Source organism: Bacillus sp. CCB-MMP212 (assembly GCF_022748145.1).
Lineage (GTDB): Bacteria > Bacillota > Bacilli > Bacillales > Bacillaceae_G > Bacillus_A > Bacillus_A cereus.
The window spans coordinates 67,365-93,376 of record NZ_JALDQE010000004.1; the positions used below are offsets into that span (position 1 = coordinate 67,365).

A 26,012-nucleotide genomic window follows, 5' to 3' on the forward strand; every position below is an offset into this window, starting at 1 on the left:
AGATGCGAGATTAAATTTAGGAGAGAAGATATGAAAGAAAAAGAGCGTTTAATTATAGAAGCGGCTATGAAGTTATTTGCGACTAAGGGTGTAAATGCAACGTCGGTACAAGAAATCGTCACCACTTGTGGTATTTCAAAGGGAGCTTTTTATTTGTACTTTAAATCGAAAGATGAGCTTTTATTAGCGACGCTTCGATATTATTATGAAAAAATCCAAAAGAAAATGCTGGATATTGAAAAAGAGTCTTTACTACCACGTGAAAAATTTGAAAAGCAATTATACTTTCAGTTTACTGATGTGCAAAAACATAAAGAGTTTATTATTATGCATGCAAGAGAAAATGCCATTCCGTTTAATAAAGAAGTGGAAGAATTTATGATGCGGATGAAGTTAGAGTCTCATGCATTTTATCGGAATAGTTTATTGTCCATTTATGGTGAAAAGGTTATGCCATATTTATTGGATTTAGTAATTATGGTAGAAGGTATATGCCGTGGGTATTTAGAATTAATTATTTTACAAGCACTAGAAATTGATTTGTCCTATGTATCGATATTTATTTTAAAAAGGATAGATCATTTAGTAGATGGGCTCATAGAATCTTTGGAAGAACCTGTTCTACACGAAGAAGGGCTTGGGGAGTTTGTTTGTAAATCAGAGCTTATTAAGGAGCAAGTTAAAGAACGTTTTTTAAAAGAAATCATTGTGTTTAAGCGAACATTAGCTGATCAATTAGAAGATGATGAATTGCTTGTTACATTAGATGTTTTAGAGTCAGAAATGAGGTCAAACCCTAGAATTCCAGTCATTCAAGGGATGTTATCTAACTTAGAGGTATATCCAAATTTAAAGGAATTTCGCTTGCGGATTATGGAGTATTACAATATAAAAAGGTAACAATGATGGCTTTCATTGTTACCTTTTTATTATATATTCACTATTTCTTTTTTCTGTACAGTCTCTTCTTTTTCAAGGTTAATTGTTTCTTTCACGATATAAATTGGACGGTTTTTACTTTCGTCATAAATACGAGCAATATATTGACCGACGATTCCAAGGCCAAGTAACTGAATACCGCTAAAGAATGTAATAGCGACCATAATAGATGCCCAACCTGTTTGCGTACCAGAGCCAATAATTTTCACAGTAATTGTATATACTAAGACAATTATTGAAATGAGAACTGATAATAAGCCTAAAGTCATAACTATACGTAATGGTTTTGTTGAAAACGCAATAATGCCATCAGATGCAAATTTAATCATTTTCTTCAATGGGTATTTTGTTTCACCAGCAAAGCGCTCGTCACGTTCATATTCAACATACGTTTGGCGGAAGCCAACCCAAGACATCATCCCACGAATGAAACGATTGCGCTCAGTCATTTGATTGAAAACATCAGCTACTTTACGATCGATGATTCGGAAATCACCAGTATCTTTTGGGATATCGATATCGGACATGTAATTTAAGAATTTATAGAAATACTTAGCTGTTAAAAGTTTAAACCAAGTTTCACCTTTACGTTGTTTACGTTTTGCATAAACAACTTCATATCCTTCTTCCCATTTTGCAATAAGTTCAGGAATAACTTCAGGTGGATCTTGTAAGTCTGCATCTATAATTACAATAGCATCACCTTTTGCAGCAGCAATACCAGCTGTAACGGCTACTTGATGTCCAAAGTTACGCGCGAAATTAACGATTTTTGTACGGTAATCATTTGATGCAATCTCAGATAAGATTTCCATTGTACGGTCTGTGCTACCGTCGTTTACAAAGACAAACTCGTAATTAATATCATTTTGAAGCATAACGGACTTTAAACGGTTATAACATTCCTGCGCTACTTCTTCCTCGAAGTACATAGGAACTACAACCGAAATTAATTTTTGCATGTTATATCCTCCGTAGTTTTAATAAGTTGTTTAAGTTTAATTAGTAGCCTTTTCAGTTTGGTTGAATGTCCAAATTTTATTAAGGACAAAATTGATAACCATTCCGACACCAATTGCGAAAATCTGTGCAATTAGCGCATTAAAGGCAAGTTTATCTACTAATATAAATAAACATAATGTATTAAAAGCCAATACAATTAAATTTACAGTTAGAAATTTAAAGAACATTGACGTGCTTTTATTATTAGGTTTAAACACCCAATTTTTATTCCAATAGTAGCTATTGGCAACACCAATTAAATAGGCAATGGTATTCGCAATAAGGTAGTTCATCCCAAATTTTAATAATATCCAAAAGCTAATAATTGTAATGAGCGTATTAAAGATTCCTACTAAACCAAACTTTAAGAGTTTCTCCATAATATTATCCTCATTTTTATAAAATATATAAATTTAGGTGGTATAGGAAAAAAGATACCAGTAGATAGTATAACATATTTTTGAACTTCATATTATTTATTTATAAGAAAGTATCTCCAAGGTTGAAAAGGAGGTACTTTGCACTTAATTTCTTTTGAATTTTCGAACGTATTGAAAACATACGTATATCCCATAACTTTGTATTATGCTGAAACTTGGTATTATGAAATACCTGTATCTAGTTTGGTATTCAATTAATAGATGAATTAATACATATCCAACAATTAGTAGTAAGAATAATGTGTAATGAAGATTGTCTTGTTTTGTTACTATAAGGTAAAGAATCGCTATTATTCCGAAGAACATCGCAGCTGTATACATATAGCGCTCATATAGAATAGCATTCTCTTTTAAATCTTGCATCCCATCCAGAATTTCAAAGTTAGATGTATATAAGCTCCATGATGGTGAAGAATCGGTATCACCCCACATAAGTGCAAACTTCTCTTCAAATAATGATATAACCTTGTCCTTGTCAGCTAATCGTTCTTTAATAATTTTCTTTTCTTCTAAAGTGCGTTCTTCGCCAACCTCTAGAGACATAATATGGCTTGCGTCTTCATGGGAATACCCACCCTTTGTTTCATGGTTAAGACCGACTACAAATTTCCAAAGAGGATCGCGATTCGATAATGGATATTGTGTAATTCCAGAGGAGATAAATGCAAAGCTTATCATGTAGTGAACTAAGTAGAAAACAATAAAAATCCCACATAATTTCTTAAAAGAATTGAAAATGATTTTTTTAGGTTTCCCCAGCATTCCATGTAGGAAGATGTAAATAGCGACAGCAATTAAAATTAACATACCAAGTGGTCGCATAATGTCCCCTAAAGATAATAAGATACCAATAAAAATCCACATGTATTCACTTTGCAATCCTTTAGTTACTAATAAATAAAATCCAAAGTAAAAGAAGAAAGTAGCTAGATGTTGATTTGTTAACACAGAACTTAGCATAATACTTGGAATATATAATGCATACATCAATCCAGCGATACGTCCGGACCATTCATTAAATGTTTTCGCAGTGATTTTATAAACAAATATTGTAGTTCCCGTACAAAATAGGACATTTAAAAATTGTAAAGCGAATATTCCTTCTCCAAAAATCTTTATAATGAGCGCTTCATACATCGTAAATCCAAGTTGATACACCCACGAAGTGAAATATGTAGTATTTGTAAAACTAAAATCACCGTGGGCAGCTTGAATAGCGCTATTATACATTATTGCAAAATCTGATAAAGGTACGCTTGGTATTTGTAGAATCCAAATTAAGCGAACGATAAAAGCTAATAAAGTAAGTGAAATCACGAATGTTAGCGATGACATATATTTATTTATTAAGCACGCTACTATAAGAAAAACGAGCCCAATTCCAATCATAATAGGAAGACTTACTGAATTTGGAATGTCTAGTTTATCGCTAATTGTGAGATATGATTCCCACGTAATCCATGACAAGATAATGAGACATAGTATTAATAAAGATTTAGTCAAAAAAGAATTGATTCTATTAAATGCTGTAATCGGCATTAAATTTATACACTCCTTCAAATCAATTATATTTTAGTAGTTGAGAATATTCTATTCTTGGTATGTAGAGTATCACCTAAAAGAATACCATGATTAGTTTACTTATCAAAATACGCCCGGGGCTATATAGGAGATGTATTTTATATTTTTATTAGGACGGAATATAAAAATACATTTTTCTTACATAGAAATTAATATGTAAGAAAAATGTAGTGGAAAGTTATGAATTGTGTTGCGACCATTCTTCAACATTCCAAACTTTTGTTATCCAATCTTCATAAAAGTCTGGTTCATGACACACTAAAAGAATTGTTCCTTTGTAAGCTCTCATCGCTTTCTTCAATTCTTCTTTTGCTGTAACATCAAGGTGATTTGTTGGCTCGTCAAATAGTAACCAGTTGCTCTCTTCCCCCATTAGCTTACATAAACGGACTTTCGCTTGTTCGCCACCACTTAATTGGCTTAGAGGACGAGAAATATGTTCGTTTTTTAAACCGCACTTTGCCAACATTGCACGTATTTGATGTTGGTCTAGGCTAGGGAACGTGTTCCAAACATCATCAATCGGTGTTATATTATCAGCTTTCACTTCTTGTTCGAAGTATGATGGGTTTAAGAAATCACCAAGGCTTGTTTTTCCGCTTAAGGGTTTGATTTTACCTAAAATCGTCTTTAATAGTGTAGACTTACCTACGCCATTACATCCGACGATTGCAATTTTTTCACCGCGTTCAATTGTCATTGTTAGTTTTGGTAATAACGGGTGTGTATATCCAATTTCTACATTTTCTCCTTCAAAGACGAATCGGCTACTTGCGCGACTTTCTTTAAACGAGAATTCAGGTTTAATCGCCGTCTCAGGACGATCGATACGTTCCATACGATCGAGTTGTTTTTGACGACTTTTTGCACGACCTGTCGTTGAGTAGCGCGCTTTATTCTTCGCAATAAAATCTTCTTGTTTTTTTATAAATTCTTTTTGTTTTTCATAAGCATTAATATGTTGGTTTTTATTAATTTCCGCTAGCTCTAGGAATTTTTCATATGTCGCTGTATAACGCGTCATCTTTGTAAATTCTAGATGGAAAATAACATCGACACATTTATTCATAAATTCCGTATCATGGGAAATTAATAGGAATGCGTGTGGATATTCTTTTAAATAATTTGTTAACCAATGAATATGTTCAACGTCTAAATAGTTGGTAGGCTCATCTAATAGTAATACTTCTGGTTGCTCAAGTAGTAACTTTGCAAGTAATACTTTTGTACGTTGTCCACCACTTAATGCAGCAACATCACGATCTAAACCAATTGCGTCAATTCCAAGACCGCGCGCTGCTTCCTCAATTTTCATATCTAATAAATAGAAACCGCCTGCTTCAAGAGCATCTTGTATTTCCGCCATTTGCTCAAGAAGTTCTTCTAATTCTTCAGGTGTAGCAGTTCCCATTTTTTCTGTAACTTCATTTAAAGCTTTTTCTTTTTTAAATAAAGGTAAAAATGCATCTGCTAATACGTCACGAATTGTACGGCCAGGTGTTAAAATTGTATGTTGGTCTAAGTAACCATAATTTGTGCCAGGTGTCCATTCGACACGGCCTTCATCATGGATAAGTTCACCAGTAATTATATTCATAAATGTTGATTTACCAACACCGTTTGCTCCAACTAATCCAACATGTTCTCCTGCGAGTAAGCGCATGGATACATCTTTAAATAATGTACGATCACCAAATGTATGGCCTAATTTTTCAACAGTTAATAAGCTCATAATGTCCTCCGTTCAATTCTAAATAGTGTCTTGAATCATGATACTAAATTCTTCGATATAATGCTATCATTTCAAAAAATGTATATAAGTAAACAAAGCAAGTTTCTCCTCATAATTTGGAAGAGAAACTTGCTTCGTTGTTGTTTATCTGCCTAGCTTTTTATTCACAAACCCTAAAAGTAACCTGCGTATTTGTGGGTCAATTGCAAGACCGATAATGCCGTACAATATACCAGTAAGTGTTAAAGCTACTAGTGGTGGTAAGTTAATTAACACAGTACGATATAGAGCGTAACTGATTATAAATGCTAGTGCATTGAATATTGTTCCTTTGAATAGTAATGTAAAGCCTTTACGAGCGAATAAAGTAAAGCCGATTAATAATGTAATCTCGGTAAGGATAGCAGCTACAGCTGCTCCCATCATTCCAAATTGGCTACCTAATACGATGTAACTTATGACAGCAACAGCTAACCCAATCCCCATCGTTGTCGCACGCTTCCACTGTTGACCAATTGTCGTTAAATTATCAGCAAGTGGGTAGTTGATAGATTGTAAAATGACCATAAAGGCTAAAATTGCAAGAGCGTCACCAGCTGGGGCATACTCTTCACCTAATAAAGTAACAATCCAAAATCTTGGATTAGCGATGAATGGGATAGAAATCCCCATTCCTAAGAAAGACATAAGCTTTAATTCAAACAGAGATAGTTTTCTATGTTCATCAATATTTTTTTCATTTCCAAAAGAAAATAACTTTGGATAAAAGGCTGCTGCAATTACACCGGGTATTTGATAAAGTACAGCGGGTATTTTAGAAGCAGCTCCAAAGAATCCAACTTGCTCGTACGTTGAAACTTTTTCTAATATAATAGGCCCTAACTGTGGCAAGAGCATAATGATAATGCCATTGATTGTGAAAATCAGCAGTTGATCTAAAATCCCTTTGTCCCAGCCCTTATGAACTGTCGTATGGCGAATTACCATTATAAAGGCGATGACACCTGTTACAAGACTGGATATTCCGTACATGGCAGCGACCATCATAAGTGACCATTTAAATGACATTCCTAGTAGAAGAGCAGCTGCGGCTGTTACACCTTGTATTACAGAAATAATGGCTGTAAATTGCATACGTTCTGTTACTTGGAAGTAAGCCATCCCGACACCTTGTAAAGTTGCTCCAAACATTGTTGGTAGTACAACCCAATATACCATGGCGCGTAAGTAGGCATCTGTATAGAAGAACTGAGCAAAAATAGCGAAGAGTACAGAAATTACGACAGCTAATACGAAACGAATGCGTAAATAACTACTGATTAGTACGCTAATATTTGCATCCTTTCTCGTTCCTTCACGCATAAACGTATGTGTCAAACCTGCATCTGTGAAATAACAAATAACAGCGGAAACTGCTAATGCAGTTGTAAACATCCCATACTCACCAGGAGAAACGTATCTTGCGAAGAGAATCGTCGCGATAGCAAGTACAAATCGAACAGTAATATTTCCTACAAATAGGTAGGAGGCATTTTTAAGAATCTTATTTGTTTTCATGAGAAAAAACCTTTCTATTCTTTAGGACCTTTTTCGTTTGTCCTATTTGTAAATTTGATTTGTTTATGGAAAGAGAGATGAGTACTATATTTTCAGTTTAAGAAAACAGAAATTTAATTCGTACAAACCAAAGCATTGCATATAGTTTTTTACTACGCTTTCCGTTTTTTGAATAGATTTTACGGCAATATTTCTTTATATCTTTTTTGATTAATTGAACTTGGGCATTATTTAATTGAGTGTTTTCTTTAATGTATATACAAGCATTATTGATAACCGTATAAGGGAATAAATAAGTCTCAAGAATCTCAATAAGTGACTGAGGGTCTTTCGTAATGAAGTCTTGAGATTTATTATGTACCCAGTCTTTCATACGATTGAATATTTCCAGTTCTTTAGTTGTTTTTAATTCGTAATCTTTATATTTAGAAGAAAGATTTCCTTCGGATAAGATTCTATAATATGTTAAATATTCATCGACATAGCATACATTTGTCACACTCATTAGTTTAAATAAAAACTCCAAGTCTTCTCCCCAGCTACATCCTGGTGTAAAACGGATATTATGATTCATTGCGATAGAGCGTTTGAAAATCCAAGTACTTGTTTGAGCAACAACTTGGTGTGTTAAGAATGCTTTTGCCATATCACCTTTAATAAAGTTTGTTGTATGCTCAACCTTTTCGCCTGTTTCTTCGTAGAAATTCATATAACCACAATAGCACGCATCCATGTTGTTTTTATGCATACTCTCGATTTGTTTCTCAATTTTAGTTGGATGCCATAAGTCATCACTATCAAGGAAAGCGACGTATTCCCCGCTAGCATTTTCAATCCCTGTATTACGAGCTACTGAAACGCCTTGGTTTTTTTGGTGAACGTATTTTACTTGCCCCGGATATTTTTCTGCAAGATTTTTTACGATAGAAGGTGATTGATCTTTACTTCCATCATCTACAATTACAATTTCAATGTTTTTATATGTTTGATCCAGTATTGACTGCATTGTGTCTTCAATATATTTTTCTGTGTTATACAGAGGTATGACAACAGAAACAAGTTGTTTTTGTTCCATCATAGAATTTTTATCTCCTCAAATTTTTTATGTCTTGCACCATATATACAAGCCTTTTGAAAGGAAGAAGATTACAAGAACATCTGTATCAGTTTAACGCATATAAACTTTGTAAATCAACTTTCTATTATTGTACTTTGTATACAAAGTACAATAATAGAATATATTTTCTTGTGAAAATATATAAATAAAATTTGAAAATTATGTATTTTAAGGGGAAATATGAAATGTTAAGGCGATTTGCGCTTCGTTTTGCAACTTTACAAACACATGGTGCAGATTTGACTCTAGCTAGCGATGATATAGGTTATCAAAAAATGGAAACTATTTTATTGGAAACAGGAATGTTAATATATCATGAGCTTGATAAACCACCTATTCATATTATGCCAGGTTTTCCAGTGTTTTTAGTTACTGTATTTTACTTTTTTGGAAATGGTAATAAAGGCCTTTTTGTAGCTAAATTAATTATTATCCTATTAGGAGTACTTATTATTTTACTAACTTATAAGATTGGTACTTATTTATTGAATCCCGCTGCAGGATTAATAGGTGCTTTCTTATTAGCGGTGTATCCTCCAGAGATTGTTGTGGAAAATTTAACAGAAGGACAGTTTCTATTCTTTTCATTGGGATTATTATATTGGAGCTTAAAATTAGCTGATACTCATAAAACGAAACATTTTCTACTTTTTAGCATTGTACTTACGCCTACAAGTTGCTTTATATCCAATACTATTATTTATATATCTTTTAATGAAGCGCTATCCATTCCGCATTATGATGAAGCAAGCGATAGTATTTTTTATAATAAAAAATACATGCAAGGAAGGACCTGTGCATGTATGATGAGAAGATTATGTTAAATATTCCAAGGCTTACTTAAAGTTAAAACTTCAGCCATCTCTTTACTTTTTAAACGCCCCTTTTTTCGGTTTTCCGCGCGTTCTAAACCGGTTGTGTGTAACCAATGTTCTTCCTGAGTTTCAGGTAGTACTTGTGGTACGGACGAAGGTTTTCCATCTTTTATAGCCACAAATGTAATGAAGCAAGTAGCAGCAATTCTACGCTCGCCTGCTAATAAATTTTCTGCGATTACTTTTACGAAAACTTCCATTGAAGATTTCCCTGTATAACACACAAATGCTTCATAACAAACAGAATCAGCTTGGTGAATTGGGGTTAAAAAATCAACTGAATCAATAGATGCTGTTACGCAATGTTTACGACTATGTCTTGCAGCCGCAATTGAAGCAATACTATCAATTTCTGCTAATAATTTCCCTCCAAAAAGTGTTTGGTGATTATTTAAATCGTTAGGAAAAACACGTGTTGTCTTAATTGCTTTAGATTCTCGCATGAATTTCTTTTCCATATATTCAGCCCCTATAGTCTGTTTTCAATCAGAATAATATGTGTAAGTGGAGTACTCATATTAGGTATTTAATGAAGTAAAGTGTATTCCAAAAGAGGATTATTTAAACTTCTGTATTTGTATTCATGTAACTGAAAGAAAATTTATTTTATCTAAAATGTAGTGTAAAAGAGGATTCGCTTACATTGCAAGTAAAAAGTAATGACTATGTATTCGTCATAGAAATTCCCTATCAGCCGTGTACCCATTCATGATAGAATCATTTTGTTATGAATGGAAATAGAGGTGCAATGGACATATGAATCATATACAAACAAATTTTTCATCTTTCTTCAATAAAATTACGATCGGTGCGATGCTCGCATTTTTCGTTTATAGTTGTTGGGTAGCATTTGAGACAAGTAAGCAATTCTTTGGAGGAAGTACAACAAGTGTAACAATCATATTGGCAATTTTCGTCATACTTATTTTGTTAGTGGCATCAATTCTACAATATCGTTTTACAGATAAACAATTTCTTATTTTTCTTATAAGTATATCTATAGTTGTGAGGCTTAGTATGCTGTTATTTGTAGATGCTCCAATAATTGGTGATATGAAAGTGATGTATGAGTCTGCAAAGCAGATTGCAATTGGTAATAATATAGGGACTGTAACTCATTTGCCTTTTATTATATATGAGTCAGTAATCATTCGTATATTCGGTGATACATTATTCGCTTTACAACTATTTAATGTGTTATTTTGCGCAGGAACCGCATTTTTTATTTATCGTATTGCGGCAATGGTTTTTGGAGAAGAATGCGGTCGTATTGCTTCTATATTTTATGCTCTGTATATTCCAAATATATTGCTGAGTTCCGTATTAACTCCTGAGTCACTTGCAATATTTTTATTTTATTTTGCTTGTTACATACTTTTATATAAAGGGTTAGATCATCCTTATATGTGGGTGTTTTCAGCGGTTTTATTTGCATTTAGTAATATGATTTTCCCGATAGGATTATTTCTTCCTATTTTTATCACTGTATATGTATTATTAATTGAAGTGTCTCAATCAGCAACGAAACAAAAAGTGTTACTAAAGATGGTAGGGATACTTATTCTATTTTATAGTACTCATTTTGGTGTGAATTATGGAATTAAGGCAATGGGATTGTCACAATATACGATTTCGAATGAGACGTATGTTCAATCTGTCTTAATTGGAAAAACGAAACACGAGGAAAAAATATCGAAAAATCAAAGTGTAACAGAGCATATTGATCAAAAGTTAAAAGAGATTGAGGGAGAAAGATTTAAACTTTTAGAACCGATGATAAATCAGTTTTCAGATGAGGGGATAAATTCTATTCTTTTCAAATGTGAAAAACTGATATATATAGCCGTAACACTGTTTATGACTATAGCTCTATTGCACTTCCTTATTAAGAAACAACAAAATGAAGGATATATGTTGTTCTTATTTTTAATTAGTGGCTACGTATTGTTAAGGCTTTTCCAAGTAGATATGGCATATTACAATGTAATTATGCCGGCATTGTTTATTTTGCAGAGCTTTGGTGTTTATATGAGTTATGTGTATTGTCAAAAAATATTTTTCAGAAAATAAAAAGAATCCATTCTGGATTCTTTTTTTGATGGAAGATGAAATTTAGTAGTCAGTGCAAAATGGAAAGTATGCCGGACCTGAATTTTATTCCGCTATTTTCCGGACTGCCTGTAAAAGCCCGATTGTTGAGGGCTGATTAAAGTTTCACTTTATCTTATCGATTTAGTTCTAGTTGTAAATTATCGGCTGTTAGAGCCATTTGTGAGGAATCATCTTGAATTCCTTTCATTACTTGTGAAATAGCTTGTAGCTCATGTTCAATTTTCTTATTCTGTTCTTTTGAGTTAGACATATCTTTTACAATTTCTTGGAAGTATCGATCTGTTGCCGACATACTATCCGTTCCTTCTGATACGAGAGAGCTAATTTGTTTTACGGAAGACGAGACACGGATAATTTGTTCATTTGTTTTTTCGACGAGCTTTGTAACGTTAAAGATAGATTCTTTCGTTTGCTCTGATAATTTTCGGATTTCACCAGCAACAACAGAAAACCCCTTCCCAAATTCTCCAGCACGTGCAGACTCGATAGCAGCATTTAGTGCGAGTAAATTTGTTTGCTCCGCGATTGATTTAACGATATCTATGATTTCGTTAATTTTGTTAGAAATATCAAGAAGTTCATGAGTATCTGTAATAATCGTTTCCATATTCATTTGAATAGATCCCATTCGTTTGTTTTGCTGGTTTAATTGTTCTTTCCCTTTATTCGCTTTTTCTTCAGATGTTGTAGCTAATGATGTACCTGTTTTAGCAATCTCTACAATAGTTTCAGACTTAGCGGTTAGTTTTTGAATAGAAGAGCTTGTCTTTTCAGATACAGCAGCTAGTTCTGTTGCAATATGCGTAATTGTCATAGCAGTTAGTTCTTTTTCTTTCTCATGCTCTTTTTGCATTCTTTCATATTCAGATTCATAAGCTGCAAGAACAAGTTCTTGTTCAAGAGTGAATAATTTATTTATGACATTTATAGAATAGGAAAAATCATCGATTGTTGTTATTTTTGTTTGCAAAATCTTCATGATAGAGCGGAATAATTCTTGATAAGCAGCAGTATACCATTTTCGATGTAAACCAATTTGCACATGTCTTTTGGCGATTCTAACACGCTGTTCAATGAAATCTTCATGCATATTGCCGCTGAATAATTCTTTAATATGTGTTTTTAAAGTTTGTTTTAGTTTTGGAATAGAGCTGTAACGTTCAATAATAGTAATTAAATTAGGTTGTTTTGTAATGTTGGCATAGAATTTTTCAGTAATCCAATCAATTTCTGCATAAATAAAAGGCTGTAGTACTTTTACAACTTGTAAATCTTCTTTTGAAATATGTAGCATATCCATTTGAATTTTCAATTCAGAATTAGTAGGTACATTAAAAGTTATTTGTTGGTCCTTACTTAATTCGATTATACTGGCATTTGTTTTATTAATATTTTTTCTGAAAACCCCAAGCATCATTCTTCCCCCTGTATATAAAACGTTTTCAATTTTAAAACTAATATAGAGTAATTATATATGCTTATATATAATTACTCTATATTAGTTCGTTGAATAGTATATAAATTAAGAGAATTCTAGATAGAATTCTCTTAATGGCCTTTATTAATTTTAGCATGTGTTTTAAAGAAAACAGGGAAATGCACATTATATATTACAGTGACGACACGAATAACGAATGTTACTAATAAACAAACATAGAAAGCTAATACGTGCGCCCCCATAGCGTATGTGATTAGGAAGCTAATTGCTCCTAAGATAGAAGCGATTGCGTAAATCTCTTTTCGGAATACGTAAGGGATATCTTGAGCACAAATGTCACGCAAAATACCGCCTCCAATACCTGTAATGACTCCCATTGAAACAACTAGAAATGAGGCGTCAACATGATGTGACATTGCCGCATTTGCACCAATAGCTGTAAAAACGCCTAATCCAACAGCATCAGAAAGCATAATAACGACTTGAAGTTTATTGATACGCTCAAAAAACATACAAGTAAATAATGCTGATAATACACTTACGAAAAAGTAAATGGGTTTTACAAATGCGACAGGGGGCAGGTTACCAATCATGATATCACGAATAATACCGCCGCCGAGCGCAGTAGCTACAGCTAAACAAAGGACACCAAATAAATCTAAATCTTTTTTTAAACCAACTAATGTACCAGAAATGGCAGCGGCGATAATGCCAAGAAACGTAAATATATCGATTAATAACATGGCCTTAATCCCTTTCTCTTAAAGATGTTCCAGAGAAAAAATATACACTAAAGTATTGGAAATAACAATTACTTTTCGTTACATGTATAAAAACGGATAAAATACATAAAGAAAGCGTTTGAAAATGCTTAGGAGAAAACGAAGCAAGGTTAATCTTTAGTTGTAGGATAGCCGAGTGGGTGTTTGTGTGTAATTGTTAAATTTTATATACTTATAAATAAATTAACAAATGTTACTATAATGCTGATAATAAGTGGAAGAGTGTTAGATAGTTTTTATAGAGATAGGGAAGAATAGCTAAAGGATAATGTTTTCTAGCACTACTTAAGCTGGATTTGGTTAGTTTCGGCATAAAAATAAGTTCTCAATTTAAATATGAGTTATGTTATAATTGCTAGGTGTGTTTTAACGATAATAAATTATGATTAAAAGATAATGTTAAGATTTTGTATGGAGGTCTTGGAATGTTAGCAAATCAAGCTAGGGTTAGATTTGAGCATTTTTTGCTCTTTTTTATTATTTTACAGCCTGTTTTAGATTTATTAACGTCTCTTAGCATCACTTTATTAAAGTCAAATGCTACCGTTGGAATTTTAGTAAGATTCCTTATTATGGCTGTTGGTGGTATTTACATTTTAATTCAGGCAAAAGAGAAGGAAAATAGAAAGTTTTTAATTTATCTTATATTATTAGCCGGCGTTTTAGGGATAGGATTTATTAATAACAAACTAGTTAAGGATCCTATTGTACTTGGTGAAGAAGTTAAATTCGTTGCGAAAGCATTATATATATATATTATGCTGGGATCATACATTTTAGCTTTAAAATCATTGAAAACGAAAGTTAATATTAGTGATAAGGTTCGAAATAGTATTGTATATTCTACATTAATCATTAACGCAATTATGGTTATTTCTATTTCAACATCTACTGACTTTGGTAGTTATGAATGGATGAAGGTTGGTTCTCGAGGTTGGTTCTATGCAGGGAATGAACTAGGTTCAATCTTAGCTATTATTTTCCCTATTGTGGTACTATATTCTATTCAAAAAACAAAGAGCTGGAAACATATTTTATATTGGATTCCATCACTTTTAATGATTTACTCATTAATTCAAGTTGGTACAAAAGTAGGAATGGGCTCAATTGGTGCTACGTTGGCAGCAGCAATCGGGATCATTGTACTACAATTATTATTTAATAGAAAAAATCCGAACAAAAAATCTCTTGCACTTAACGCAGTAATTGCTATTGTCCTATTAGCTGGTGTAGTTGGGACGTTTAAACAAACACCATTAGCACAAAATATGGGCATTCATAATAATTATTTATCAGAGCAAAATGTGGCTCAGCAAGGCCAAAAAGAACAAGAAATTAAAGATAAGTTGAAAAAAGAACAAGAACTTAAAGCAAAAGAAGAAAATCATCATAAAGTTGAAAAGCCAGAAGAAAAGGCGAAGATAGAAGAGGAAGTTAAGAAAGAACTTGAGAAAGAGCAAAAGAAAGAAAATCAAGAAAACCTTATTTTCAGTGGACGTCAAGTATATGAAGAAAGACATAAGCAGTTCTTTAAAGAAGCGCCAATGTCACAAAAGTTATTAGGAATGGGTTATGCAGGTAACTTTAAATACAATGAACAAAAGCAGCCAGATCCAAAACTAATTGAAATGGACTTCCATGATTGGTTTTACGATTTCGGGATTATTGGCTTTGTATTACTAATGATTCCATTTATTTATTACGGGCTAAGAATTCTACTAGCATTTGCTACGAGATTTAAGGACATATTTAATATAAAATATGGAATGATTTCAGCAAGCTTATTGTTAGCGTTAGGTATTGCTTATATTGCAGGACATATTTTAACAGCACCAGGAGTTGGAATTTACTTTGTAGTGGTGTTAGCTTATCTAATAGTAGACCTAGAAATTGAATGATAAAAATAAAAGCTAACTTTTGTTAGCTTTTATTTTTTAGTACAGTAAAATAAAAATAGATGGAAACGTAGCGAGGATTTAAAGGAGGAAAAAATATGAGAATATTGCATATGAATGCAGGAGCAGAAGATGGGGGAGGGAAAACACATATTATTTCACTTCTCGATCAGTTTCCAACTGGTGAAGTAGAATTAGCAGTATTTGAAGATGGAATTGTTGCGAAGGAAGCAAGGGAGTTAGGGATAAAAGTCCATGTGTTTTCACAAAAATCGCGCTATGATTTATCCATTTTAAAGAATATAAGTGAATTTATTAATAAAGAAAAATTTGATGTAGTTCATACACATGGTCCTAGGGCTAATTTCTATGTTTCTTTAATGAAAAAGAGAATAAAGGCAAAATGGGTAACGACTATTCATAGTGATCCATTTCAAGACTTTACTAAACAGGGCTTAAAAGGTTGGATTTTTACGAAATTAAATTTGAAAGCCTTAAAAAATATAGACTTATTTTTCGTTGTAACAAATAGATTGAAAAAAAGCTTGGCAGCATTAGGCATTTCAAATGACAAGATGCATGTTATTTATAATGGAATTGAATACGATCAGGAAAAAGCAGAAGGCTATAATAAAAAAGAAATGTTCAATATTGATGAAGATGTATTTACGGCAATCCAAGTAGCACGATTACATCCCGTCAAAGGACATGAAGTTTTATTCGATGCGTTACAACAAACAAAATTAGAGAAAATTAAAGTATTATTAGTTGGCGATGGCCCATTAGAAGAAAATCTAAAGTCATTAGCTACTGAAAAAGGGATTAACGATAAAGTAGAGTTTTTAGGACATCGTCAAGATGTAAAACAATTATTTGCGTCGTCACATGTAAATTTATTAACTTCCCATAGTGAAGGGTTCCCACTAGTTTTATTAGAAGCGGCAAACCAACGTGTACCATCAATTGTGACTAGGGCTGGAGAAATTGAGCCATTAATCGTAGATGAAACTTACGGATGGATTGTGCCAACAGGTGATGGAAAGGCATTAGCATTAGCTTTAGAAGAAGCGTATGATAAGTGGAAAACGGGAGAATTAGCAGCAATGGGTAAACATATTTATGAGCATGCTACTATGAACTTCTCACTTCAAAAACTATATGAAGATACAAAAGAAACATATAAGCAATTAATAGCGAAAAACTTGTAATGATAGAGAGGATAGTTAACTATGGCAGTACAAACAGTTGATATTCTAGGCGTTCCTTTTTCTACAATGACAATGGATGAAACGGTCCAATATTTAAAAGAACAACTAGAAGCGGAACGAACTCATACGTTTCAGGTAGTAACAGCAAATCCTGAAATTGTTATGTGCGCAAAAAAGGATGAAAAGTTCTATCAAACATTATTGAATACAGATTTAATTACACCTGATGGTATTGGGGTTGTAAAGGCAAGTGGTATGCTTGGTACACCTTTAAAAGAGCGTGTAGCAGGTTTTGATTTAATGTGTAATTTACTTGCGAAGTTATCAGAAGATAGTAAACCAGTATCTGTTTTCTTATTAGGTGCAAAGCCGCATGTTGTACAAGCTGCAGCAGATCATTTAACAAAGACATATTCAGCTGTATCCATCGCCGGTACACAAGATGGTTATTTTAAACAAGAAGACGAAGAGAATATTATTTCTCGCATTCAAGAAGCAAAACCAGATTTATTACTTGTTGCACTCGGTTTCCCGAGACAAGAGAACTTTATCCAAAACAATAAGCATCGTTTAGAAACGAAAATGGCTGTTGGAGTGGGTGGAAGTTTAGACGTATGGGCTGGAGAAGTAAAACGTGCACCAAAATGGATTCAAGCGATTCATTTAGAGTGGTTTTATAGATTATGCAGTAATCCAACACGCTGGCGTCGTCAGTTAGTATTAGCGGAATTTTTAAAAGAAGTAATGCGTTCGAAAAAGTAGCGAAATATCGCTGCTTTTTTTATTTGTTCATTTTTAATAAATTGAAACTTTAATCAGTGAGGCATCCCTACTGATTATTAGCCCTCACCAATCGGGATAGACGTTTTACTTTTTGGGAATGATGAAGGAGAAATTTTTTACACAAAAGTATTTTACTTATACAATTCACACATGTAAAATGATGTGTAAAGACACCTGTGTAAGGAGGACTTCTAGTGGGTAAGGTAAAAGAAATTTCGAAGCGCAAACTACTTGGTATAGCTGGGCTTGGATGGCTATTTGATGCAATGGATGTTGGAATGCTTTCATTTGTAATGGTAGCCTTGCAAAAGGATTGGGGATTAACGAGCCAGGAAATGGGCTGGATAGGTAGTATTAACTCAATCGGTATGGCAGTAGGAGCGCTTATTTTTGGGATACTATCAGATAAAATAGGGCGAAAATCAGTCTTTATTATTACATTATTATTATTTTCTATCGGTAGTGGTTTAACTGCGTTAACGACGACACTCGCGATGTTTCTCGTTTTACGCTTTGTAATTGGTATGGGGCTTGGCGGAGAGCTTCCGGTTGCTTCTACACTAGTATCAGAGAGTGTTGAAGCACATGAGCGTGGGAAAATTGTTGTGTTATTAGAAAGTTTTTGGGCAGGTGGATGGTTAATTGCAGCTCTTATCTCGTATTTTGTTATTCCGAAATATGGTTGGGAAGTTGCGATGGTATTGAGTGCAGTTCCAGCACTATATGCTTTATATTTAAGATGGAATTTACCGGATTCCCCAAGGTTCCAAAAAGTTGAAAAAAGATCATCTGTTATTGAAAATATAAAATCAGTTTGGTCTGGGGAATATCGTAAAGCAACAATTATGCTATGGATTCTATGGTTTTGTGTTGTCTTTTCCTACTATGGAATGTTCCTTTGGTTACCGAGTGTAATGGTGCTAAAAGGGTTTAGTTTAATAAAAAGTTTCCAATACGTACTTATTATGACGTTAGCTCAACTTCCAGGGTATTTCACCGCTGCTTGGTTTATTGAACGTCTCGGTCGTAAATTTGTTTTGGTTACGTATTTAATCGGGACAGCTTGCAGTGCCTATTTGTTTGGGGTTGCGGATTCATTAACAGTATTAATCGTGGCAGGTATGTTACTATCCTTCTTTAACTTAGGTGCTTGGGGAGCATTATACGCCTATACACCTGAGCAGTATCCAACCGTTATTCGTGGTACAGGTGCAGGAATGGCAGCAGCGTTTGGGCGTATTGGTGGTATTCTTGGACCACTATTAGTGGGGTATTTAGTTGCCTCAGAAGCTTCACTATCATTAATATTTACGATTTTCTGCGGATCAATTTTAATTGGTGTATTCGCTGTAGTAATACTTGGACAAGAAACGAAGCAACGAGAATTAGTATAAAGTGAAATTTTAAATGTATGCCTGATCGTTTATTACCCTACACTACTTGGTTCTTTCTAGGCAGTTAATGTAGGATAAAGGGGGAGAGGAAACCGAAGGGGTTTCCTTTTTTCTGTTTTTTTAGATAAATAATGGTATAGTAAGAAAAAGGGATTATTTCTTATAAAAGCGAATGTATACAGCAGGACATATGGACAAAGAATTAGGTGGTTGAAGAAATGAAAATTTTACTGATCATGGAAGAGGCAGAAGAGAGAAGAGAGTTAGCTGAAAATTTCACTGAAAATATGAGAAATGTAGAATGTTTTGAAGCAAAGACAGGAACAGAATCTTTATTTATGATGAAAAAACATATACCAGACTTTGTTTTTTTAAGTTCCAAATTACTAGATGGTACTGGTTTTGAATATGCAAGTTTATTACGAGAAATAAATTGCTATACAAAATTTATTTTTGTAGGTGAAAACATAGAGGAATCTATTACAGCTTTTCGTTTCCAAGCATTTTATTATTTATTACGACCATTTCGTGAAGAAGATTTACAATTTCTTTTATATAAAATAGGTAAAGAACAAGGTGAGAAAGCAAAGAGTTATTTGCGGAAACTACCGATAGAAAGTCAAGAAGGTATACGATATATGCTTCCAGAAGATATCGTATATGTAAGTAAAAATAAAGAAAATAAAACTGTTTCAATTTACACAACGAATAATCAGTATATTTCAACATATACACTTCAGGAATTAGAAAATAAGCTAAATGCATATGATTTTTTACGTGTGCATAAAAGCTATTTAATTAATATGTCATATGTAAAAGAACTGAAACCTTATTATAATGGCACGTATAATTTGTATTTAGATAGGTATGATGAGCAACCGATTCCAGTCAGTCGTAATTATGTAAAACGCCTTCGAAATAACATTGAATTATAGTAGGTAATGAGAGTATTTTAACATGATAAACTGAAAATCCTTCATGATAAGGAGGATTCAAGTTAAATATTCAGAAAATTTAGTACAATCTCCACTAAGAAATAGTATTGGGGGAATTGTATGTGAAGACATTGAAATCGATCTTACTTTGGGGCGTTATTACGGCAGTAGGAGCAGGTGCTTTTGGGGTAATAGCTTTATCACAAGGTGAAACCATTAATGCTGTATGGCTCTTAGTAGCTGCCGTATGTGTGTATGCAGTTGCTTATCGTTTTTATAGTAGATTTATAGCGAGAAAGGTTTTTAATTTAGATGATAATCGGCAAACACCAGCCCATACATTAAACGATGGGAAAGACTATGTTCCGACAAATAAGTGGGTATTATTTGGACATCACTTTGCAGCGATTGCTGGGGCGGGACCTTTAGTAGGACCGATTTTAGCAGCACAAATGGGATATTTACCAGGGACCATTTGGATTATTGTTGGGGTAGTTGTTGCGGGGGCTGTCCAAGATTTTGTCATTTTATTTGCTTCGATGAGACGTAATGGTAAATCGTTAGGAGAAATGATTAAGGATGAGATTGGACCTGTTACAGGACTAATTGCAATGATAGGTATTTTAGGAATTATGATTATTTTATTAGCAGTATTAGCGTTAGTCGTAGTAAAGGCACTGATCGGAAGTCCTTGGGGAATGTTTACGATAGCAGCAACGATTCCTATCGCTATTTTAATGGGAGTTTATATGCGCTATATTAGGCCTGGTCGTGTTGGAGAAGGGTCAGTAATTGGTATTATCCTACTTATTTTATCTCTTGTTGGAGGACAGTATGTAGCAGAAAATCCAACACTTGCAAGTATGTTCACATTTAGTGGTGAAACAATTGCTATTATGCTTATTGTATATGGATTTATTGCATCTGCATTACCAGTTTGGATGCTATTAGCACCACGTGATTATTTAAGTACATTTTTAAAAGTTGGAACAATCGTTGGATTGGCGATTGGTATTTTAATTGTAGCACCCAATTTACAAATGCCAGCAGTTTCGCAATTTATTGATGGAACTGGTCCTGTTTTCTCCGGTAATTTATTCCCGTTCTTATTTATTACGATTGCCTGTGGTGCGGTCTCTGGATTCCATGCTCTCGTTTCATCTGGTACAACTCCAAAAATGATTGAGCAAGAGGGACACGCACAGCCAATCGGTTACGGAGCAATGTTAATGGAGTCGTTTGTAGCGGCGATGGCAATGATTGCAGCTTGTGTATTAACGCCAGGAACTTATTTTGCGATTAATAGTCCTGCGGCACTTATTGGTACGGATGTATCACAGGCAGCTCAAGTTATTTCTTCATGGGGATTTGCTATTACACCAAATGAACTAAAAGAACTTGCTGTAAATGTTGGAGAGCAAACAATTTTATCACGTACAGGTGGCGCACCGACGTTAGCAATAGGTATGGCATATATTTTCTCACAAGTAATAGGTGGGACGGCGATGATGGCATTCTGGTATCATTTTGCCATTCTTTTTGAAGCCCTATTTATTTTAACAACGATTGACGCAGGAACGCGTGTAGGACGATTTATGATTCAAGATATTTTAGGGCATGTATATAAGCCTTTTGCGAAAACAGATTCTACATTAGCGAATGTAATAGCTACAACGTTATGTGTATTAGGGTGGGGATATTTCCTATACCAAGGGGTAATAGATCCGCTCGGTGGAATTAATACATTATGGCCGCTTTTCGGTATTGCAAATCAAATGTTAGCGGGTATCGCATTATTACTTGGAACGACAATTTTGTTCAAAATGGGGAAAAAGGCGTACGTTTGGGTAACACTTATTCCAACTGTGGGATTGCTTATTGTAACAATGACAGCTGGTTATCAAAAGCTATTTCATGAAAATCCTAAAATCGGATTTCTATCTCACGCAAAGGTGTTTCAGGGAGCGCTAGATGAAGGGAAAGTGTTAGCACCAGCTAAAAATGTTGCTCAAATGAAGCAAATTATTTTTAATGATTATATCGATGCAGCGCTTTGTGGGATTTTTATGATAGTTGTAATCGCTGTGTTAATTTCAGCACTTCGAATTTGGATACAAGTATTGAGAAATAAGCCAATGCCGTTAAAAGAGGCACCATATATTCCTAGAGATGAAAGTGAGTCGAGGAACTATGCTTAAAAAGCTGTGGCAAGTATGGGGGAAAAGGAAGCGCTTTATTAGTTTGCTCGTTGGGGTACCAAGTTATGAAGTATACGTAGAGCATATGAAAAAGCATCATCCTGAAGAAGAGGTTGTATGTCAAAAGCAATTTTTTGCTGAGGCACAAGAAGCAAGATTTAATGCAAAGGGTGGAAAAATATCACGCTGTTGTTAATGAAAAAGGGCGAGTTTTCGCCCTTTTTATTTTTTTTGCTGTTTCACGTGGAACAGCAAAAAAATAAACAAAAAACTTTGGGAATTATAGGGATTTCGTATACAATAAAGTGAGGAAGGGGATAGATGGAAAAGTAGGGAGATTATTTTATGTTAAGGGACTTATTTGTAAATACAACAATTATTATTTCCTTTATTTTTGTTGGAGGTCAGCTTTTAAGGGATAAACCGTTAAAAGAAGAATTCTCTTTTTTGCAGAAGTGTGTAATCGGTATTTTTACTGGAATATTAGGTGTACTGTTAATGCATTTTGGTGTACACATTGAAGATATTATGTTGGATTTACGTTATTTAGCCGTTATTTTGGCAATTATAGTTGGAGGTCCGGTAGCTAGTAGTATAACAGTTACTATAATTTTAATTACTCGGCTAATTTTTACTGAGTACTCTTTAGCTTCCGAATTGGCTTGCTATACAATTTTACTAAGTGGAATTGGTGTTATCTTTATTGCAAGAATACAAACTTCGATTACGTTAAAGTTAGTATGGTTACACGTATACTGCCTTTCTATTTTGATAGTACCGATGTATATATTATTTAATGATATATCTGTAGTTGTACTATATTTAATTTCAAGTATTACTACAGGTTACATAACATTCGTAAGTACAAACTATGTTTTACAATCCAATGAGTTATTTCAAAAGATGAAACAATACGCAACGATAGATGCATTGACAGGTCTAGGAAACGTAAGACAGTTTGATTTAGAGATGAATCATCATATTAGTAATAAGAACATGAAAAATGATTCGCTTTGTTTACTCCTTATAGATATTGATCACTTTAAGTATGTAAATGATACGTACGGGCATCCTGCAGGGGACGAAGTGTTAAAACAAGTAGGATGTATTTTACGAGAAACTTCACAATTTCCAGATTTGGCTTTTCGAAAGGGGGGAGAGGAGTTTGCGCTTTTGATACCGAATAAGGGATTAGCTTACGGAATTTGTATGGGCGAGCAAATTCGTACAGCTGTTGAAAGTCACCCATTTCAATTGTTAGATGGAACAAAAATAAAAATTACGGTTTCGGTAGGGGTTTCAGAGTATGAAGGGTCATCAGAGCAATTTATTCAAGCGGCGGATGATGCGTTATACTACTCGAAACGAAATGGTAGAAATAAGGTCAGCTCTGCATCTTAAAGATAAGATGACCAGAAGACATAAAGCTTATAAAAAACACTCACAGAGTCAATGTATGAACCTTGTGAGTGTTTTTATTTATATATTAGACAAGTTCTTTTGATACAACGAATTTACGATATGCACCATGGTGAGTTGGACCTACGTATTCGTTAATTTTGAATGAGTAACGAATAGCAGCTGTGATGAATTCTTTAGCAGTTTTTACTGCTTCTTTCACAGGTTTTCCTTTTGCAAGTTCTGCTGTAATTGCAGCAGAATATGTACAACCTGCACCGTGTGTATTGGTTGTATCGATTTTTTCTGATTCTAGAAGTTCGAATGTTTCTCCATCATATAGGACGTCGATTGCAGTTTCCGTACCAAGTTTGCTTCCGCCTTTAATTAGTACGTATTTGGCACCTAAAGCGTGGATTTTCTTCGCTGCTTCTTTCATGTCCTCAAGAGAATTAATTTTCACACCGCTTAATTGGTAAGCTTCAAATAAGTTTGGCGTTACAACTAATGCCTTTGGCACAAGAACGTCACGTAAGCAATCGTTCGTTTCAGGATGTAATGCTTCATCTGCACCTTTACATACCATAACAGGGTCAACTACTACATTTTTGAAATTGTGCTTTTCGATTGTTTCTGCAACCATTTCAATAATTTCTACTGATCCAAGCATACCTGTTTTTAAAGCATCTACGCCAACACCTTCAATTGTTGTTTCTAATTGTGGTTTTAATGTAGAAGCTGGGATTGGAAATACGTTATGTGCCCAACCGTTATGTGGATCCATCGTTACGATTGTTGTAAGAGATGTCATTCCGTATACGCCAAGTTCTTGGAATGTTTTTAAATCTGCTTGTATACCAGCACCGCCACTTGTGTCAGAACCAGCGATAGTAAGTGCTTTATTTAATGTCATTATGAAAGCCCCCTCAAGTGATATAATGAAAACTATGTTTTCACCATTATATCAATGTTACGAATAAGTACAAAGTGAAAAGTAGATGATTTATTTTAAGAGCTATTTAAAATCTTGTATGCAGGAGACTGGGTATGTTTCGAGATAATCGTACAAATGAATTAGTTATATTAAAGGAAATTGCAGAAACATTAAATACATCAAATGATACGTATCATGTATTGCAAGCTGTCCTAGAGAAATTACTAAGTGTGACAGGCTTAACGACAGGATGGATTTTTCTTGCAGATGAAAATGGGAAGTATACGAAGTTGATTGATTACCAATTACCAGAGGCACTTACATATGAAAATAAACGCCCGATGTGCGAAGGTGAGTGTTGGTGTTTACGAGGTTTTGTAGATGGGAAATTAGAGAGAGCCGTTAATATTATTGAATGTAAAAGAATTAATAATGCAATTGAATATAATTGGGGAGATACGGAGGGCATTCTTCATCATGCTACGGTTCCTTTAAAAGCTGGAGGAGAAAAATTTGGGTTGTTAAATGTTGCAAGTCCGGGTAAAACACATTTTTCGGAAGAAGAATTAGTATTACTCCAATCGGTTGCTTTCCAAATTGGTACGGCTTTAAAGCGAACAAAATTATATGAAAATGAAAAAAGAAGAGCACATTATTATGTGAAATTAGAGCGTTTCATTCAAGATTTAAAAACGATTCATAAGTTTAATGTATTACCTGAAAAGGTGGTAAATCACGTAGGTGAAGTATTTCAATGGAATCAAGTAGCGCTTTTTATTAGGGAGGAAAAAGAATTATCTCTGCGAGCGTCTTACGTTCAGGAAGAGTTACAAGAGGATGTAAAAGAGGCGGCCAACAAGGCGTTAGAGCAAGATGAACCAGTTCTAATAAAACATCAAATAGGGCATAATGTGCATCTAAATCAAACTGTTATTGCTACGCCAATACATATTCAAAACCATATATTTGGTGTTTTATGTGTTAGCTTGAATAATGGAGAGTTTGATGCTAATACAATAGATGTAATTCAAGCGCTATCAAACCATGTTTCGTTAATAATAGAGAATTTGAGGTTAAACGAGCAGCGCCGTGAACTTGTACGAATGGAAGAAAGAAACCGATTAGCAAGAGATTTACATGATTCTGTTTCGCAAAAATTATTTTCATTAACCTTCATGACAAAAGGCGCCGAGGCAGTTTTAAAAGGTAAAAATGAAAAGGTAGATCAATCTTTGCATGAGATGCGTGAACTTGCACAAGGAGCTTTGAAAGAAATGAGGACATTAATTTGGCAGCTTCGTCCGGCAGGATTAGAAAAAGGATTATTGCCAGCTCTAAAGCAGTACGGTGAAAATTTGGGACTGAAAATTAGGGAGCAAGTTACGGGTGTTCGTGATTTACCTCGTGTAGTAGAAGAAGCTTTATGGCGCATTGGCCAAGAAGCACTGAACAATGTAAGTAAGCATGCAGGTGTAAAAGAAGCGACGATTTATTTTACAGTGAATGAGAAAAATGTATCATTAGAAATAGTTGATCAAGGAAAGGGCTTTGTGGAAAAGAATATAAAAGAAAAGAAATCACTAGGTATGACTACGATGCGTGAAAGAGTAGAATTAGTTGGTGGAACAATTAAAATTGTAAGTAGTAATAAACGAACGAGCGTAAAAGTAAATGTACCATTATGATGTGAAA

21 protein-coding genes and 2 pseudogenes are annotated in these 26,012 nt (G+C 34.0%); 12 read left to right on the forward strand and 11 right to left on the reverse strand.

Annotated elements, in window-relative coordinates; all coding sequences use genetic code 11:
- Positions 1-30 precede the first annotated feature (30 nt).
- Positions 31-900, forward strand: a complete 870-nt coding sequence (locus MRP26_RS12205; protein ID WP_069356582.1) for a TetR/AcrR family transcriptional regulator — start codon at positions 31-33, stop codon at positions 898-900.
- Positions 901-929: 29 nt separating this feature from the next.
- Here the strand turns inward: MRP26_RS12205 and MRP26_RS12210 are convergent, their stop codons facing one another.
- From MRP26_RS12210 to MRP26_RS12235, 6 genes are all read right to left on the reverse strand, one after another.
- Entirely contained in the window at positions 930-1,901 is a 972-nt protein-coding gene (locus MRP26_RS12210) for a glycosyltransferase family 2 protein (protein ID WP_001170716.1), read from the reverse strand.
- Positions 1,902-1,937: 36 nt separating this feature from the next.
- Positions 1,938-2,321, reverse strand: a complete 384-nt coding sequence (locus MRP26_RS12215; RefSeq protein WP_000413280.1) for a GtrA family protein — start codon at positions 2,319-2,321, stop codon at positions 1,938-1,940.
- Positions 2,322-2,465: 144 nt separating this feature from the next.
- On the reverse strand, positions 2,466-3,920 hold the full coding sequence (locus MRP26_RS12220; protein WP_088024720.1) for a glycosyltransferase family 39 protein: 1,455 nt from the start codon (positions 3,918-3,920) through the stop codon (positions 2,466-2,468).
- 220 nt (positions 3,921-4,140) lie between these two features.
- Complete coding sequence (locus MRP26_RS12225) at positions 4,141-5,694, reverse strand: ABC-F family ATP-binding cassette domain-containing protein (RefSeq protein ID WP_000055383.1); 1,554 nt, start codon at positions 5,692-5,694, stop codon at positions 4,141-4,143.
- A 144-nt stretch (positions 5,695-5,838) separates the two neighbouring features.
- Positions 5,839-7,251 carry an oligosaccharide flippase family protein gene (locus tag MRP26_RS12230; RefSeq protein ID WP_242806171.1) on the reverse strand — a complete coding sequence of 471 codons (1,413 nt, stop codon included), beginning with the start codon at positions 7,249-7,251 and terminating at the stop codon, positions 5,839-5,841.
- A 97-nt stretch (positions 7,252-7,348) separates the two neighbouring features.
- A complete protein-coding gene (locus MRP26_RS12235; RefSeq protein WP_069356580.1) occupies positions 7,349-8,329 on the reverse strand; it encodes a glycosyltransferase family 2 protein in 981 nt (326 codons plus the stop codon).
- Positions 8,330-8,529: 200 nt separating this feature from the next.
- Here MRP26_RS12235 and MRP26_RS12240 point away from each other — a divergent pair.
- Positions 8,530-9,127: pseudogene (locus MRP26_RS12240) on the forward strand (4-amino-4-deoxy-L-arabinose transferase); the annotation flags it as partial.
- A 61-nt stretch (positions 9,128-9,188) separates the two neighbouring features.
- Here MRP26_RS12240 and MRP26_RS12245 read toward each other — a convergent pair.
- Positions 9,189-9,701 (reverse strand): acyl-CoA thioesterase, encoded by a 513-nt coding sequence (locus MRP26_RS12245; protein ID WP_000412126.1) that lies wholly within the window; start codon positions 9,699-9,701, stop codon positions 9,189-9,191.
- A gap of 298 nt (positions 9,702-9,999) precedes the next feature.
- Here MRP26_RS12245 and MRP26_RS12250 point away from each other — a divergent pair, with 298 nt between their 5' ends.
- Positions 10,000-11,313: an ArnT family glycosyltransferase gene (locus tag MRP26_RS12250; protein WP_053563280.1), complete on the forward strand. Its 1,314-nt coding sequence runs from the start codon at positions 10,000-10,002 to the stop codon at positions 11,311-11,313.
- Positions 11,314-11,467: 154 nt separating this feature from the next.
- Here the strand turns inward: MRP26_RS12250 and MRP26_RS31040 are convergent, their stop codons facing one another.
- The 3 genes and pseudogenes from MRP26_RS31040 to MRP26_RS12260 all read right to left on the reverse strand — a co-directional run bounded on the left by MRP26_RS31040 (position 11,468) and on the right by MRP26_RS12260 (position 13,536).
- Positions 11,468-12,208: a methyl-accepting chemotaxis protein gene (locus MRP26_RS31040; protein WP_375852790.1), complete on the reverse strand. Its 741-nt coding sequence runs from the start codon at positions 12,206-12,208 to the stop codon at positions 11,468-11,470.
- Positions 12,209-12,223: 15 nt separating this feature from the next.
- A pseudogene (locus MRP26_RS31045) lies at positions 12,224-12,772 on the reverse strand (protoglobin family protein); the annotation flags it as partial.
- 131 nt (positions 12,773-12,903) lie between these two features.
- A complete protein-coding gene (locus MRP26_RS12260) occupies positions 12,904-13,536 on the reverse strand; it encodes a trimeric intracellular cation channel family protein (RefSeq protein ID WP_000924377.1) in 633 nt (210 codons plus the stop codon).
- 464 nt (positions 13,537-14,000) lie between these two features.
- On the opposite strand from MRP26_RS12260, the gene MRP26_RS12265 reads away from it, so the two are divergent.
- The 8 genes from MRP26_RS12265 to MRP26_RS12300 all read left to right on the forward strand — a co-directional run bounded on the left by MRP26_RS12265 (position 14,001) and on the right by MRP26_RS12300 (position 23,389).
- A complete protein-coding gene (locus MRP26_RS12265) occupies positions 14,001-15,473 on the forward strand; it encodes an O-antigen ligase family protein (protein ID WP_053563281.1) in 1,473 nt (490 codons plus the stop codon).
- 95 nt (positions 15,474-15,568) lie between these two features.
- Positions 15,569-16,678 (forward strand): glycosyltransferase family 4 protein, encoded by a 1,110-nt coding sequence (locus MRP26_RS12270; protein ID WP_053563282.1) that lies wholly within the window; start codon positions 15,569-15,571, stop codon positions 16,676-16,678.
- 21 nt (positions 16,679-16,699) lie between these two features.
- Entirely contained in the window at positions 16,700-17,440 is a 741-nt protein-coding gene (locus MRP26_RS12275; RefSeq protein ID WP_000290751.1) for a WecB/TagA/CpsF family glycosyltransferase, read from the forward strand.
- 215 nt (positions 17,441-17,655) lie between these two features.
- Positions 17,656-18,855 carry an MFS transporter gene (locus MRP26_RS12280; RefSeq protein ID WP_197242335.1) on the forward strand — a complete coding sequence of 400 codons (1,200 nt, stop codon included), beginning with the start codon at positions 17,656-17,658 and terminating at the stop codon, positions 18,853-18,855.
- Between the two features lie 218 nt (positions 18,856-19,073).
- Positions 19,074-19,790, forward strand: coding sequence for a LytR/AlgR family response regulator transcription factor (locus MRP26_RS12285; protein WP_000698259.1), 717 nt, complete (start codon positions 19,074-19,076; stop codon positions 19,788-19,790).
- 122 nt (positions 19,791-19,912) lie between these two features.
- Positions 19,913-21,988 (forward strand): carbon starvation protein CstA, encoded by a 2,076-nt coding sequence (gene cstA / locus MRP26_RS12290; RefSeq protein ID WP_023523603.1) that lies wholly within the window; start codon positions 19,913-19,915, stop codon positions 21,986-21,988.
- Positions 21,981-22,184: a YbdD/YjiX family protein gene (locus tag MRP26_RS12295; RefSeq protein ID WP_023523602.1), complete on the forward strand. Its 204-nt coding sequence runs from the start codon at positions 21,981-21,983 to the stop codon at positions 22,182-22,184. Before cstA ends, MRP26_RS12295 begins: the two co-directional genes overlap by 8 nt.
- A 149-nt stretch (positions 22,185-22,333) precedes the next feature.
- Positions 22,334-23,389 (forward strand): GGDEF domain-containing protein, encoded by a 1,056-nt coding sequence (locus MRP26_RS12300; RefSeq protein WP_000942875.1) that lies wholly within the window; start codon positions 22,334-22,336, stop codon positions 23,387-23,389.
- Between the two features lie 85 nt (positions 23,390-23,474).
- On the opposite strand, the gene pdxK is transcribed toward MRP26_RS12300, so the two are convergent.
- Positions 23,475-24,299, reverse strand: coding sequence for a pyridoxine/pyridoxal/pyridoxamine kinase (pdxK, locus tag MRP26_RS12305; RefSeq protein ID WP_000174259.1), 825 nt, complete (start codon positions 24,297-24,299; stop codon positions 23,475-23,477).
- Between the two features lie 134 nt (positions 24,300-24,433).
- Here pdxK and MRP26_RS12310 point away from each other — a divergent pair, with 134 nt between their 5' ends.
- Positions 24,434-26,005, forward strand: a complete 1,572-nt coding sequence (locus MRP26_RS12310) for a GAF domain-containing sensor histidine kinase (protein WP_000488131.1) — start codon at positions 24,434-24,436, stop codon at positions 26,003-26,005.
- Positions 26,006-26,012 lie beyond the last annotated feature (7 nt).

Bases quoted from the DNA above. Each gene is read 5' to 3' on its own strand.
- MRP26_RS12205 (WP_069356582.1), top strand. From the start codon at position 31: ATGAAAGAAAAAGAGCGTTTAATTATAGAAGCGGCTATGAAGTTATTT.
- MRP26_RS12210 (WP_001170716.1), bottom strand. From the start codon at position 1,901: ATGCAAAAATTAATTTCGGTTGTAGTTCCTATGTACTTCGAGGAAGAA.
- MRP26_RS12215 (WP_000413280.1), bottom strand. From the start codon at position 2,321: ATGGAGAAACTCTTAAAGTTTGGTTTAGTAGGAATCTTTAATACGCTC.
- MRP26_RS12220 (WP_088024720.1), bottom strand. From the start codon at position 3,920: ATGCCGATTACAGCATTTAATAGAATCAATTCTTTTTTGACTAAATCT.
- MRP26_RS12225 (WP_000055383.1), bottom strand. From the start codon at position 5,694: ATGAGCTTATTAACTGTTGAAAAATTAGGCCATACATTTGGTGATCGT.
- MRP26_RS12230 (WP_242806171.1), bottom strand. From the start codon at position 7,251: ATGAAAACAAATAAGATTCTTAAAAATGCCTCCTACCTATTTGTAGGA.
- MRP26_RS12235 (WP_069356580.1), bottom strand. From the start codon at position 8,329: ATGATGGAACAAAAACAACTTGTTTCTGTTGTCATACCTCTGTATAAC.
- MRP26_RS12245 (WP_000412126.1), bottom strand. From the start codon at position 9,701: ATGGAAAAGAAATTCATGCGAGAATCTAAAGCAATTAAGACAACACGT.
- MRP26_RS12250 (WP_053563280.1), top strand. From the start codon at position 10,000: ATGAATCATATACAAACAAATTTTTCATCTTTCTTCAATAAAATTACG.
- MRP26_RS31040 (WP_375852790.1), bottom strand. From the start codon at position 12,208: ATGCAAAAAGAGCATGAGAAAGAAAAAGAACTAACTGCTATGACAATT.
- MRP26_RS12260 (WP_000924377.1), bottom strand. From the start codon at position 13,536: ATGTTATTAATCGATATATTTACGTTTCTTGGCATTATCGCCGCTGCC.
- MRP26_RS12265 (WP_053563281.1), top strand. From the start codon at position 14,001: ATGTTAGCAAATCAAGCTAGGGTTAGATTTGAGCATTTTTTGCTCTTT.
- MRP26_RS12270 (WP_053563282.1), top strand. From the start codon at position 15,569: ATGAGAATATTGCATATGAATGCAGGAGCAGAAGATGGGGGAGGGAAA.
- MRP26_RS12275 (WP_000290751.1), top strand. From the start codon at position 16,700: ATGGCAGTACAAACAGTTGATATTCTAGGCGTTCCTTTTTCTACAATG.
- MRP26_RS12285 (WP_000698259.1), top strand. From the start codon at position 19,074: ATGAAAATTTTACTGATCATGGAAGAGGCAGAAGAGAGAAGAGAGTTA.
- MRP26_RS12295 (WP_023523602.1), top strand. From the start codon at position 21,981: ATGCTTAAAAAGCTGTGGCAAGTATGGGGGAAAAGGAAGCGCTTTATT.
- MRP26_RS12300 (WP_000942875.1), top strand. From the start codon at position 22,334: ATGTTAAGGGACTTATTTGTAAATACAACAATTATTATTTCCTTTATT.
- pdxK (WP_000174259.1), bottom strand. From the start codon at position 24,299: ATGACATTAAATAAAGCACTTACTATCGCTGGTTCTGACACAAGTGGC.
- MRP26_RS12310 (WP_000488131.1), top strand. From the start codon at position 24,434: ATGTTTCGAGATAATCGTACAAATGAATTAGTTATATTAAAGGAAATT.